Here is a 12589-nt window from a genome sequence, read left to right as displayed (position 1 = left end):
ATCAGTACACGCGCTTCTTGGGCTCGATGTACTGGATGTCGCTGGACAGCGTGTAGGTGTGCACGGGACGATCGTCGAGCCGCACCGCGCCGGTCTTGGTGTCCAGATAGGCGAGGGTGTGCTTCATCCAGTTCACGTCGTCGCGATCCGGGAAGTCCTCGCGGGCGTGGGCGCCACGGCTTTCCTTGCGGTTGGCCGCGCTTTCCATGGTGACCACCGCCTGGCCGATGAGGTTGTCGAACTCCATGGTCTCCATGAGATCGGAGTTCCACACCAGGCCGCGGTCGGTCACGCCGATGTCGCTCGCGTGGTCGAACACCTCGTGGATGAGGGTCTTGCCTTCTTCCAGAACCTCGCCGGTGCGGAACACGGCGCAATTGTTCTGCATCACCTTCTGCATGCTGAGGCGCAGCTCGGCGGTGGGGGTGCCGCCCTTGGCGTAACGGAACTTGTCGAGCCGCGACAGGGCGAGCTCGGCGCTGTCCGCCGGCAGGGGGGTATGCTTCTCACCGGGCTTCACCAGCTCGGCGGCGCGCAGGCCGGCGGCGCGGCCGAACACCACGAGGTCGATCAGCGAGTTGGAGCCGAGACGGTTGGCGCCGTGCACCGACACGCAGGCCGCTTCGCCGATGGCCATAAGGCCGGGCACCACCTTGTCCGGATCGCCGCCGCGCTTGTCCAGCACCTCACCGTAATAGTTCGTGGGGATGCCGCCCATGTTGTAGTGCACGGTCGGGATGATCGGGATCGGCTCGCGGGTCACGTCCACGCCGGCGAAGATCTTCGCGCTCTCCGAGATGCCGGGCAGGCGCTCGTGGAGGATGGCGGGGTCGAGATGGTCGAGGTGCAGGAAGGCGTGGTCCTTGTTCTTGCCCACGCCCCGGCCTTCGCGGATCTCCATGGTGATGGAGCGCGAGACCACGTCGCGGGAGGCAAGGTCCTTGGCCGAGGGGGCATAGCGCTCCATGAAGCGCTCGCCTTCGGAGTTGGTCAGGTAGCCGCCTTCGCCGCGGGCGCCCTCGGTGATGAGGCAGCCCGAGCCATAGATGCCGGTGGGGTGGAACTGCACGAATTCCATGTCCTGCAGGGGCAGGCCGGCGCGCAGCACCATGCCGCCGCCGTCGCCGGTGCAGGTATGGGCCGAGGTCGCAGAGAAATAGGCGCGGCCATAGCCGCCGGTGGCGAGCACGGTGAGGTGCGCGCGGAAGCGGTGCAGGGTGCCGTCGTCCAGCTTGAGGGCCACCACGCCGCGGCACTTGCCATCCTCATCCATGATGAGGTCGATGGCGAAGTATTCGACGAAGAACTCCGCCTTGTGCTTCAGTGCCGCGCCATAGAGCGTGTGCAGCATGGCATGGCCGGTACGGTCGGCGGCGGCGCAGGTGCGCTGGGCGGTGCCCTGGCCGAAATGGGTGGTCATGCCGCCGAACGGGCGCTGGTAGATCTTGCCGTCCTCGGTGCGGGAGAAGGGCACGCCCCAATGCTCCAGCTCGTAGACGGCGGCCGGCGCGTTGCGCACGAGGTACTCGATGGCGTCCTGGTCGCCCAGCCAGTCCGACCCCTTGACGGTGTCGTACATGTGCCATTCCCACTTGTCCTCGCCCATGTTGCCGAGGGACGCGGCGACGCCACCCTGGGCGGCGACGGTGTGGGAGCGGGTGGGGAACACCTTGGTGATGCAGGCGGTGCGCAGGCCGGCTTCGGAACAGCCCACCACGGCCCGCAGGCCGGCGCCACCGGCGCCCACCACCAGCACGTCATAGGTGTGGTCTTCGATCGGATAGGCGGCGCCCAGCTTCGAGGGCGCGGCGGCTCCGTTGGTTGCGGTATCGGCCATGTGTCAGCCTCCCAGGCTGATCTTGAGCACGGCGAAGGCGCCGGCGAGAGCGATCGCGGTCGTGAAGAAGGTGTTGCCGATGATCAGCAGCACCTTCAGGCCTTCGGTGTGCACGTAGTCCTCGATGACCACCTGCATGCCGAGGCGCATGTGGGTACACACCGAGAGCAGGGTGAGGAGAATGATGATCGCCACCAGCGGCTGTCCGAGCACCGCGCGGGCTTCCGCGTAGCCGGCGCCGGCGAGGCGGATGACGATGCAGATGAAGGCGATCATCAGCAGCAGGTTGGCGAGGGCCGTGACCCGCTGCAGAAAGAAATGCTCGGTGCCGGACCGGGAGGCGCCGAGGCCGCGCACGCGGCCCAGGGGAGTGCGCATGGGGGTGTGAGTGGAATCGCTCATGGCAGTGTCCTCAGGCCTTCAGCGCGAGGCCGATGGCCCACAGCACGATGGTGAGCACCACGGAGCCGGCCAGCGTCGCCTTGGCGAGCAGCACGCGCTCATTGGGCCCGAAGCCGTGGATGAAATCCCAGAGAAAATGGCGGATGCCGCCCAGGGCGTGATGCAGCAGGGCCCAGGTCAGGCCGAACAGCACCAGCATGCCGATGAACGAGCCGGCCAGCCAGCTGAAGGTGGCATAGGCGGATGCCGTGGAGGCGGCGGCCAGCAGCCACCACACGAAAAGCACCATGCCGAAATACAGCCCGATGCCCGTGATGCGGTGCACGATGGACATCATCATCGTGAACAGGGGGCGGTAGATCTGCAGGTGAGGCGAAAGGGGGCGCGCGACGCGCGAAGGACTATCGGCCATGGGCCTCCTCCAAAAATTGACCGATCAGGTATCCCAATCGTGGCCTGTTCGCAACGATTCCAAAGCGGAAAAGCGTCGGTTTAATGCGCCAGGCACCGATGTTCGGCAATTCACACTAGGTCGCATGGGCCCTTAGGGCTTGATTCCACTCTACTGCCGGCCGCGGGGGAATGGTGCGCAGCATCATGGCCGCTCGCCGCTTTTTTTGCATGACGCAGCGTCATCTTGTTGGGTGGCACGGCCGGACGCACAAAAACGAACGGCGCCGACCAGGGGTCGGCGCCGCGCGCATCATGAAAGGCAGATGGGATCAGAAGCGGTAGGTGACACCGGCGCCGATCAGCCAGGGATTGAGGTCGGCCGAGCCGCTGACCGCGCCGACGCCCGACACGGTGGCATCGAAGGACGGCTCGAGGAAGATCTTCTTCACGTCGACGTTGATACCCCAGTGGCGGTCGAACATGTAGTCGAAGCCGGCCTGCAGGGCGAAGCCCCAGGCGTTCTTCACCGAAAGGTCGGTGGTCGGCAGGTCCGCGCTCTGGCTGTAGAAGATGGTGTAGTTCACACCGGCGCCGATATACGGCTTGAAGGCGCCGAAGTTGGTGAAGTGATACTGCAGGGTCAGCGTGGGGGGCAGGATCCAGGTGGAGCCGATCTTGCCGAGGCCGTTGATGGTGCCCGCGCCATAGACGTTGGACTTGGTGGTGCCCAGGATGAGCTCGGCCGCGAAATTCTCCGTGAAGAAGTAGGAGATGTCGAGTTCGGGCGTGATCGAGTTCGAATAGTTGAGGTCCGAACCCATGATGCCGTTCACCGAGCCGCCATCGGTGGGCAGCACGCCGAGGGCGCGCACACGGATCATCCAGGGGCTGAGGGGAGCTTCCACCGGCGCCTTGTAGGCCGCCTTGTAGCTCTCGGAGAGGTCGGCCGCGACCGCTTCACCGGCCACCAGTGCGCCAAGCCCCGCCGCCAGCGCCACGCCCAAACCGAACTTCTTCATGCCCCGAACTCCCGAACCTGTGATGTGTCTGCGGCAAGACATCGGCCCGCCGCGGAGGAATGCGTTTGATCTGAATCAAGCGTTAATCGGATCATGCCCGATCTGTGGCGTGCGTGCCACAGCGCTGCCGTCGCCCCGCCTTATTCTGCAGCACAGGCTAACGATGGTCGTTCGATGCGGGCGGACGCCGCATTTTTCCCGTCAGATCAAGGACATTAGAACGATATGAAGGTGGGTTTGACGGGCGCCGGAGTTGACATTCGAGGGAGCAGTCGGCGCGGTGCGCAGCACCTTTCTTGCCGATTGTGGCGTGCAAGCCACATGGTGTTCGCCCTTTGGCTGATGGCCTTGGGGACAAGTGGCGCGCAGGCGCTGGAACTCACCCGGGGCCGCCTGATGGCGGGGGGCGAGGCGCGGACCTATCTGCTGCTGCGGCCGGAGGGGAGCAGCGGGCCGTTGCCGGTGGTGATCGCGCTGCATGGCGCGGCGCAGAGCGCCCAAGGCTTCCGGGATTATTTCGGTCTCGATGCCGCCGCCGCGGCCCACGGCTTCGTCGCCGTCTACCCGCAGGGGGAGGGGCGCGTGTGGAACGACAGCCGGCCGGCGGCCATGCGGCTGAAGGCAGTGCTGCGCCCCGGCGATGACGTGGCGTTCCTGGTGGCGCTGGTGCACCGGCTGGTGGCCGAGGGCATCGCAGATCCCGCGCGAATCTATCTCACCGGCATTTCCAACGGCGGCTTCATGGTGGAGCGCATGGCCTGCGAGCAGGCGCAGCTGTTCGCCGCCTTCTCCGTCATCATGGCCACGGCGCCGGCCAATGCGCGGGAAGAGTGCCGGCCGAGCCGGGCGGTGCCGATTCTCTTCATCCACGGCACGGCCGATGCGGTCATCGCCTACAGCGGCTTCTGGACCCCCATGGGCGCCACCCTTTCGGCGCCCGACAGCGCCGCGCTGTTCGCCCGGCTCAATGACTGTGGCCCGGCATCGACCCGCAATCTGCCCGATCTTGATCCTCTCGACGGCACCTCCGTGACCGAGCGGAGCTGGGACAGTTGCCGCGATGGCAGCGTGGTGCGGCTGCTCAGCGTCGAGCGCGGCGGCCACCAGTCCCCGGCCCGGGTGGAGACCAAGCCGGATCTCGCCACCCCGTTCCTGGGGCTGCGCAACCATGACATCGACGCGGGCGAGGAAGTGTGGGCGTTCATGTCCGCCTTTACCCTCGCCGCGCCGGTCCTGTCCGGGCCGGCGGGCGTCGCCCCGGCCGCCGGCCCGATGGGCGGCCAGCTTCCGGCCCAGACGAACGGTGTCCTCTCGGGTCGGGGGGTGGTGCCGCTGCCGGTCCCCTCGCCGCTGCGGGCGCGATCAGCGCCGCCCGCCGGGCAGCGCTCCTCCCTCGAGCGCGAGGGCGGGCCGTGGAGTCAGCGGGGAATCAGCACCCAGTAATCGAGGTCGAGAATGACGCTGGGATCATAAGTCTCGCCGTCCTTGTAGGGGAAGTCGCCGGTCGGGCGGTCCTTGGTGGCGATGGTGCGGACGCGGAGCGCGCCAACATCGTCGCGGCCGGGCAGGGGCTGAGCATCGAGGATCTCGCTCCAGGCGAACACGGTGAGGCCGGCGAACAGCGGCGCCACATGGCGTCCGCCATTGATGGCGGCCACATGGAACGCGTTGGCGAGGCCGTTGAACGACAGAGCCCGCGCCAGCGAGATTACATGCCCGCCGTAGATGAGCCGGCGGCCGAAACGGCCCTGGCCCTCGGTGAACTGGTTGAAATGCACCTTGGCCGTGTTCTGGTAGAGGCGGGTGGCGAGCATGTGCTCGGCCTCTTCCACGGTCATGCCGTCCACGTGGTCGATGCGCTCGCCCACCTCATAATCCCCGAACCGGGCGGAGGAGCCGGACAGATCATCGCGCCAGCCCTCCAGGTCCAGCACCGGCACGGCACTGCCGAGGGAGTCCGGGGCGAGGGCGGCGGGCAGCTTGGGCACCACGGCTTCCGGCGCGGGGGCCGCGGGGTCGGCCTTGCGCACCATCACCCAGCGCACATAGTCCAGCACTTCCACGCCGTCCTGGTTGAAGCCCGTGGAGCGCACATAGACGACGCCGCTCTGGCCGTTGGAATTCTCCTTGAGGCCGATCACCTCGGAAACGGCGGTGAGCGAATCGCCGGGGAACACGGGAGCGAGGAAGCGCCCGCCCGCATAGCCGAGGTTGGCCACGGCGTTCAGTGAGATGTCGGGCACGGTCTTGCCGAACACCACATGGAAGGTGAGCAGATCGTCGATGGGGGCGCGGGGATAGCCGAGGGCCTGGGCGAAGCTGTCGGCGGACTGAACCGCGAAGCGGGTGCCGTAAAGGGCGCTGTAGAGGCTCGCATCACCCACCGTCACCGTGCGCGGCGTGGCGTGGCGGATCACCTGGCCGATGGTGAAATCCTCGAAGAAATTGCCCTTGTTGGTCTTGCTCATCGCTCTCCCCCACGGTGGTGTCGCATGTTGGCAGAGGGAGCGCGCGGCTGGCAACCGGGCGCGCCAACCAGCAATGCGGGTATCCCAAGGCTTTTCGCGCTGCGGCAATACCCGCTGAGGATGCTTGACGTCACGGCGTCGGCCGGTGCTCATGGCACGCGGGCAATGGGGGGAAATGCGGTGTCCCAGTCGGAAAGCCAGAAGCTCTCGTTTCAGGCCATGGTCTTCACGGCCTGCCTGTTTCCATTCTACATCCTGGCCGCGACGCTCACCAATTCGGCGGCGATCCTCACCGACCTTCTGGCCACGTCGTTCGATCTGACGGCGCTGACCGCCTGCTGGCTGGTGCTGCGGCTGGCCCACGGGGCGAACACCGGCAAATACGCCTATGGCCTGGGCAAGCTCGAAAACCTGGCCGAGCTGATGATCGCCGTGCTGCAGAGCGTGCTGGTCATCATCGCCGGCACGCGGGCCATTTCCCGCATCATTCAGCCCGAGGGCGTGAGCGGGGCGGAACTGGGCCTGTTCGTCACCGCCGCGGCGGTGATCGGCAACGTCATCCTCAATCGCAAGGCGCTGCGGCTGGCGGCGGAGACCCGCTCGCCGGTGCTGGCGGCGCAGGCGCGGGTGCATCTGGTCTCGGCCATTTCCTCGGGCGCGGTGTTCATCGTTACCGTCGTCACCTCGATTTTCAACGATGTCTATTGGATCTTCTATCTCGATCCCATGGCGTCGTTCGTGGTGATCGGCTTCATGATCTACAACATCCTGGCCATGCTCTCGAATTCCGTCGCCTCCCTGCTCGATCAGGCGATCGACGAGGCCGGCCAGCTGCGCATCCTGCGGGTGCTCACCTCCCATTTCGACGATTTCGCCGAGCTGGGCGAGATCCGCACCCGACAGTTCGGGGGCAAGATGTTCGTGGAACTGCACCTCGGCTTCGAGGATGGCTGGACCATGGCCCACACCCGCGGCGTCGTCGCCGAGCTGGTGGAGGCGGTGCGCAAGGAGTTCGCGGCGGCCGGCGACGATGTGGAGGTGGCGGTGGTGCTCATTCCCGGCACCGGTGCCGCGGTGTGATCGCCCGGCTCAATAGTCGGACAGCTTCACATCCTCGCTCCACTCGCCCGGCACGTCCTTGACCAATGCCTGCCCGCAGATGACCCGGCCCTTGACGGGGTCGAAGGTGAGGGTGGGGGCGCCATGCAGCTGCCAGCCCTTGTTGAGGGCCGCGGTGACGCGGTTGCAGAACGAGGTGTCGTCGGGACCGGTGAGGTAGCGATAGAGCTTCATGGACGAGCGGGCTCAGCGTTTCGATGGCGCGCCCCGTGGGCGCCTGGCCACCCAACCATAGAGTATTTCCCCGCCGCTGGGCATGGCGCAGGCGCGCCGCCCCGCCTCGTCACGCGGGGGTGGCGGCGTCCCCATCCGGCGGCGTGATGCCGAGCCGGGCGCCGGCGGCGCGGGCGGCGGCAATGCGGCGCGCCTGGAACGGGGCCGTGCGCGCGCGCACCTCGTCCACCAGGCGCGCATCGGTGGTGGCGGGCGGAAAGGGTGGATCGGGATCGTATTCGAGCGCCAGGGCGATGCGCCGGGCCTCGTCCTCTCCGGCGAGCTGCCCCGCCAGGGCAAGACCGAAATCGATGCCGGAGGTGACTCCCGCGCCAGTGATGCGATTGCGGTCCACCACCACCCGTTCCGCCACCGGCACGGCGCCCAGCAGGGCCAGCTGCGGCAGGGAGAGCCAGTGGCAGGTGGCGCGGTAGCCCTTCAGCAGGCCGGCCGTGCCCAGCAGCAGCGAGCCGGTGCACACCGAGGTGATGAGGCGGGCCTCCTGCGCCATGCGACGCAGGAAGTCGATCGTCTCCACATCCTCCATCAGGTCGAGCTGGCCGGGGCCGCCGGGCACGAACAGAAGATCGCAACCGGCGAGCCCGCCGAACGCGGCGGTGGGCATGATCTTGAGGCCGGAGGCATCCTCCACCGGCTTGCGCCACTTCTTCCAGGCAAGCTCGATCTGGACATCCGGCAGCCGCGAGAGCACCTCGAAGGGGCCGGTGAGATCGAGCTGGGTCAGGCCCGGATAGAGCAGCATGACCACACGCAGCGTCATGGCATCAGCCCCGGGCGGCGATGGCGTCGGCCACGGCGACGGTGCGCTTGGCCATGTCCGCGTGCAGCAGCTCCACCATCCGTCCGTCGAGGGTGATGACGCCCTTGCCGGCATTCTCCGGCAGCGCGAAGGCGGCGATGATGGCGCGGGCGCGGGCCACCTCCGCCTCCGGCGGAGAGAAGGCGCGGTTGCACGGCTCGATCTGGCTCGGATGAATGAGGGTCTTGCCATCCATGCCGAACTGCGCGCCCTGCAGGCATTCCGCGTCGAAACCCTCGGTGTCCTGATAGGCGTTCCACACGCCATCGAGCACCTCCACGCCATAGGCGCGGGCGGCGGCCACCACCAGGGTCAGCCAGGCCACCATGGGCGCGCGGCCGGGCAGCAGCGCCGCGCGGGTTTCCTTGGCCAGGTCGTTGGTGCCCAGCACGAACACCGAAAGGCGGGTGACCGGGTCCTTGGCCGCGGCGGCGATGGCCTTGATGTCGAGGATGGCGAGCGGCGTTTCGATCATCGCCCACACCCGGGTGGCCGGCGAAACACCCAGCGCCTCCAGCCGGCGGCCCACGGTCACCAGCTGCTCCACGCTCTGCACCTTCGGCAGCAGAATGGCATCGGGCGCGGCGCTGGCGGCGGCATCCAGATCATCGGAGCCCCAGGGGGTGTCGAGGCCGTTGATGCGGATGACCACCTCGCGGGGGCCGAAGCCGCCGGCCTTCACCGTCTCCACGATGCGGCCGCGCGCTTCCACCTTGGCGTCGGGCGCCACCGCGTCCTCCAGGTCGAGAATCACGCCGTCGGCCGGCAGGGTCCGCGCCTTCTCGAGGGCGCGGGCGTTGGAACCCGGCATGTAGAGAACGCTGCGGCGCGGGCGAATGCTCATGGAAAACTCCCCTAATGTCCCGAGCGGAACTTAAGGCGTCGGCGCCGTCGCGGGAAGCGCGACTGTGGGCGGAGGGGGAGGCGGTCGGCGCACCGCCACGCGGCGGAGTGTCTCGCCGCGCGGACGTCAATTGGCGGCCGGCGCCTCCAGGCCGGGGGGCGGCCAGGAAAAGTCATCGGTGCGGCCGCGCAGGGCCGGGGGCGGCACGCCTTGCCGCAGCGCCTCGGTGGCGGCCCGCGCGGGGTCGGCGGAGAGGCTCGCCGGTTCCGGCTTCAGGTCCTTGTCGCGGACCGGCCCGCCGATCAGGGTGAGGGGGGCACGCGCGCCCTCCACCGAGGTGCTGGGCTTGGCGGGGTCCTCCAGCAGGCGGTTCAGGTCCTTCTCCACGAAGAACGCCAGCTTGCGCCCGCCGGCCCGCGTAAAGCGGATGCCGTCATTGTAGCGCAGGCGGCGGCGTTGGCCGTCCACCGCCGGCCCGGTGGCCAGATACTTGCCGTCCTCATCCACGAAGCCATCCCAGACATTCACGAATGGCAGTCCGGCGCGCGCCGCGCGGGCGCGCAGGATCTCGTTGAGACGGGCATAGGCTTCCGAAACGCCGGTGTTCGAGACCGGCGCGAGGCCCACCACGATCACCCGGCCCGCCTTCTCCCGCAGTGCGGCAAGCACGTCGTCCACGCGCCGGCTGTAGGCCTCGGTCCAGCGGTCGGTCAGCGGCTCCAGCACGAGGCCGTTCTCGGTGATGGGCTTCAGGTCCTCGGCGCCGAGGCCGAGCACGGTCACATTCGGTCGCCCGGAGGCGATGGCGCCGGGCGCCTTACTGATCCAATCCACCGGCGGGGCCAGGAACCCACTGTCGTCCACGGTGTATTCGACGATGGCGACACGGTCCCGCTCGGGCAGATAGGCGTCCGCCAGGCCCTGGGCCAGTTGCCCGGCCATGCGATCGCCGAGCACCAGCACGAATTGCGACGGCGGCTGACGCCGTCCCCGGCTCGCCGCCTCGGCACTGGGGTAGACCGTGCCTTCCGGTTCGGCGGGCTTGCGGGCGACGGGCGGGGCCGGGGCGGCCGGCGGCGAAGCTGCGCGCCGGGGCTGCGCGGGCTGGAAGATATTGCCCGGCCACCAGCCGTTGTTCCGCTCCCTGGGGGCCTGGGGAACCGAGGCGGGCGGGCGCAGGAAGAAGAAGAAATCGTCCTGCGCCGCCGCTGGCCCCGCACCGGGCAGGCCCAGGGCCACGGCCGCGAGCAGCAGCCCGGCCGCGACCCTCCGCTTGGCGCTATGGCCGATGCACGCGAGGGAGCGAAAGATGGCGGGAGCCGAGATCATGCGCCAGCATTGCGCTGGCCTGCCCCGGATTTCAAGGCCCCGCCGCGGGGGGCCGTGTCTCCCCGCCGTCACCATCGCCGGTGCACGCTTCCGCGCTGGCGCCGATTGGCGCTGCCGGCGGCGGGATGCCGTGCGGCTCTCAGCCGAGGGGGGCCTGCGAGCGCGCGGACCGTGGGACGGATGCCGTGTCCGTGAGCGCTCCCACTGTTCATCGGGCGGGCAAGCCGCTGCGTGAGCGGCGCGAGGGGCGGGGCCACCGGCCGTCGCGGCGCGGGCCGCGCATCCGCTCCAACGGGGCAACGGCGCGGCGAGGTGCCGGCTCCGCAGTCAATGCCTCCGTCTTGGACCGCTGCTGGCGCTATGTGGCGGGAGCCGACACACGCGCAGGGGTGGGCCGATAGGGCGGACGCTCCGGAGCAGCCGGCGTAGTGGAGGAGGAGCCGGCCGTTCAGGCGCAAAAAAAGCCGCCCTCCCGGGCGGCTTTGATGGGCGTCCGTCCGGCTCAGTTGAGCTTGGACTTCACTTCCGAAATGGCGCCGGTGATCAGCCGGTCAGCCACGCTGCCGACAGCGGCGGCGCCGAGCAGGCCTTCCGCGGCGCGGGCGGCGGCGTCGGCGGCAATCGCCTTGACGTCGTCGATGGCCTGCTTCTCAGCCTGGGCGATCTTCTCTTCCGCCATCTTGGTGCGGCGGGCGACGAAATCTTCCATCTTGGTCTTGGCTTCGGCGGCCAGCCGCTCGGCCTCGGCCTTGGCCGCGGTGACGATGGATTCGGCTTCCGCCTCGGCCTCGCGCTGTTTGCGCTTGAATTCGGCGACCAGCTTCTGCGCCTCTTCCTTCAGCCGGCGCGCCTCTTCCAGCTCGGCGGCGATGCGCGAGCCGCGCTTGTCGAGGGCGGAGGTGATGGCGCGATGGGCGCCGGCGTAGAGCAGAATGCCCACGAATACCAGGAAGGCGATGGCGACCCAGAGTTCCGCCAGTTCCATCTCGCTCATGACACGGTCCTCAGATCCGTCGGCCCGCCGGCCCCGGGTGGCGAGGCGGGAGGCAATCTATGGGTCATCCCGGTGGGCGCTGCGCGCGGCGCCCGGGGGCTGAACAGGGCCGCCGAACCATCGGCGGTGTGGGCGGACGCTGCGCTCAGGCGGCATCCTTGGCGGTCAGCGCCGCGTCCACCGCGCGCTCCACGTCGGCGGAGGCCGGGGTGGAGCCGATGAGCGTGTTGACGATCGCCTGCGTGGTATCCACCGCAATGCCGCGCACGTGGCTCATGGCATCGCTCTTGGTGCTGGCGATGCGCTGCTCGGCGGCGGTCAGCTTCGCGGCGAGATCCGCCTCGAGCGACTTGCGGTTGGTGTCGGAATCGGCGGCCAACCGGTCGCGGGTTTCGCCGGCGATGGTATTGGCCTTGGTGCGTGCCTCGTTGAGCGCCTTTTCATAGGCGGCCTGGGCGGCTTCGCTCTCGGTGCGGTGCTTCACCGCTTCCTCGAGGTCGTCGGCGATGCGGTCGTGGCGCTCTTCCAGGATGCGGCCGATGCGCGGCAGCGCCACGCGGCTCATCAGCAGGTAGAGCAGGCCGAAGGAGATGGCCAGCCACAAAAGCTGGGAGGGGAAGGTGGTGGCGTCGAACGGCGGAAACGTCACCGCATGCTCGTCCACCACATTCTCGTGGCCACCGGCGACGGCATGGCCGCCGGGGGCAGTTTGCGCGGGCGCCGCCTCGGCCACACGGACCGGCTCGGCATATGCGGCTTTCGGTGCGACGGCGAGCGGCGCAGCCAGGAGGCACACGCCCGTCACCGCCAACGCGACAGAAAACTTCCACGGCTTCATCATGGCTCGCCCGCCTGACTTGAACTAGACCAAAGCCCCGCGCCCCGTGGCGCGAGGCTCCCTGCCCCTGCCTGAATCAGGCCACGAACAGCAGAACGAGCGCCACGACGAGCGAGAAGATGCCGAGACCTTCGGCGAGCGCCGCGCCGATGAAGGCCCGGGCGAACTGGCCATCGGCGGCCGACGGGTTGCGCAGCGCGCCGGACAGGAAGTTGCCGAAGATGTTACCGACGCCGACGCCGGCGAGACCCATACCGAGGCAGGCGAGGCCGGCACCGATGAACTTTCCAGCTTCCGCTTCCATTGGACTGCT

The 12589-nt window shown here is 68.5% G+C and carries 14 protein-coding genes; 2 read left to right on the top strand and 12 right to left on the bottom strand.

Annotated features, from left to right (window positions below; genetic code table 11):
• Position 1: 1 nt before the first annotated feature.
• From sdhA to MEU52_RS04375, 4 genes are all read right to left on the bottom strand, one after another.
• Complete coding sequence (sdhA, locus tag MEU52_RS04390) at positions 2–1837, bottom strand: succinate dehydrogenase flavoprotein subunit (RefSeq protein ID WP_238119824.1); 1836 nt, start codon at positions 1835–1837, stop codon at positions 2–4.
• Between the two features lie 3 nt (positions 1838–1840).
• Positions 1841–2239 carry a succinate dehydrogenase, hydrophobic membrane anchor protein gene (sdhD, locus tag MEU52_RS04385; RefSeq protein WP_238119825.1) on the bottom strand — a complete coding sequence of 133 codons (399 nt, stop codon included), beginning with the start codon at positions 2237–2239 and terminating at the stop codon, positions 1841–1843.
• 10 nt (positions 2240–2249) lie between these two features.
• Complete coding sequence (sdhC, locus tag MEU52_RS04380) at positions 2250–2651, bottom strand: succinate dehydrogenase, cytochrome b556 subunit (protein ID WP_238119826.1); 402 nt, start codon at positions 2649–2651, stop codon at positions 2250–2252.
• Between the two features lie 310 nt (positions 2652–2961).
• The gene (locus MEU52_RS04375) at positions 2962–3651 is read right to left on the bottom strand and encodes an OmpW/AlkL family protein (protein ID WP_238119827.1); all 690 of its coding nucleotides are present in this window, start codon (positions 3649–3651) and stop codon (positions 2962–2964) included.
• A 321-nt stretch (positions 3652–3972) separates the two neighbouring features.
• Between MEU52_RS04375 and MEU52_RS04370 the strand changes: the two genes are divergently transcribed.
• Positions 3973–5094 (top strand): alpha/beta hydrolase family esterase, encoded by a 1122-nt coding sequence (locus MEU52_RS04370; RefSeq protein WP_238119828.1) that lies wholly within the window; start codon positions 3973–3975, stop codon positions 5092–5094.
• Here MEU52_RS04370 and MEU52_RS04365 read toward each other — a convergent pair.
• On the bottom strand, positions 5070–6119 hold the full coding sequence (locus tag MEU52_RS04365) for a MaoC family dehydratase (protein ID WP_238119829.1): 1050 nt from the start codon (positions 6117–6119) through the stop codon (positions 5070–5072). The two genes, MEU52_RS04370 and MEU52_RS04365, sit on opposite strands and share 25 nt — an antisense overlap.
• A 180-nt stretch (positions 6120–6299) precedes the next feature.
• Here MEU52_RS04365 and MEU52_RS04360 point away from each other — a divergent pair, with 180 nt between their 5' ends.
• Positions 6300–7199 (top strand): cation diffusion facilitator family transporter, encoded by a 900-nt coding sequence (locus MEU52_RS04360; RefSeq protein WP_238119830.1) that lies wholly within the window; start codon positions 6300–6302, stop codon positions 7197–7199.
• A gap of 9 nt (positions 7200–7208) precedes the next feature.
• Here the strand turns inward: MEU52_RS04360 and MEU52_RS04355 are convergent, their stop codons facing one another.
• The 7 genes from MEU52_RS04355 to MEU52_RS04325 all read right to left on the bottom strand — a co-directional run bounded on the left by MEU52_RS04355 (position 7209) and on the right by MEU52_RS04325 (position 12580).
• On the bottom strand, positions 7209–7412 hold the full coding sequence (locus MEU52_RS04355) for a DUF1737 domain-containing protein (protein WP_238119831.1): 204 nt from the start codon (positions 7410–7412) through the stop codon (positions 7209–7211).
• A 109-nt stretch (positions 7413–7521) separates the two neighbouring features.
• Positions 7522–8232, bottom strand: coding sequence for a DJ-1/PfpI family protein (locus MEU52_RS04350; RefSeq protein ID WP_238119832.1), 711 nt, complete (start codon positions 8230–8232; stop codon positions 7522–7524).
• 4 nt (positions 8233–8236) lie between these two features.
• Complete coding sequence (locus MEU52_RS04345; protein ID WP_238119833.1) at positions 8237–9115, bottom strand: HpcH/HpaI aldolase/citrate lyase family protein; 879 nt, start codon at positions 9113–9115, stop codon at positions 8237–8239.
• Between the two features lie 126 nt (positions 9116–9241).
• Positions 9242–10444: an SGNH/GDSL hydrolase family protein gene (locus tag MEU52_RS04340; protein ID WP_238119834.1), complete on the bottom strand. Its 1203-nt coding sequence runs from the start codon at positions 10442–10444 to the stop codon at positions 9242–9244.
• A 502-nt stretch (positions 10445–10946) separates the two neighbouring features.
• The gene (locus MEU52_RS04335) at positions 10947–11438 is read right to left on the bottom strand and encodes a F0F1 ATP synthase subunit B family protein (RefSeq protein ID WP_238119835.1); all 492 of its coding nucleotides are present in this window, start codon (positions 11436–11438) and stop codon (positions 10947–10949) included.
• A gap of 145 nt (positions 11439–11583) precedes the next feature.
• Positions 11584–12225 (bottom strand): F0F1 ATP synthase subunit B, encoded by a 642-nt coding sequence (locus tag MEU52_RS04330; RefSeq protein ID WP_238120290.1) that lies wholly within the window; start codon positions 12223–12225, stop codon positions 11584–11586.
• Between the two features lie 127 nt (positions 12226–12352).
• On the bottom strand, positions 12353–12580 hold the full coding sequence (locus MEU52_RS04325; protein ID WP_238119836.1) for a F0F1 ATP synthase subunit C: 228 nt from the start codon (positions 12578–12580) through the stop codon (positions 12353–12355).
• Positions 12581–12589 lie beyond the last annotated feature (9 nt).

The sequence above is a fragment of the Xanthobacter sp. NM-25 genome (assembly GCF_022138605.1).
Lineage (GTDB): Bacteria > Pseudomonadota > Alphaproteobacteria > Rhizobiales > Xanthobacteraceae > Xanthobacter.
This window is presented reverse-complemented; position numbering and strand designations above follow the sequence as displayed.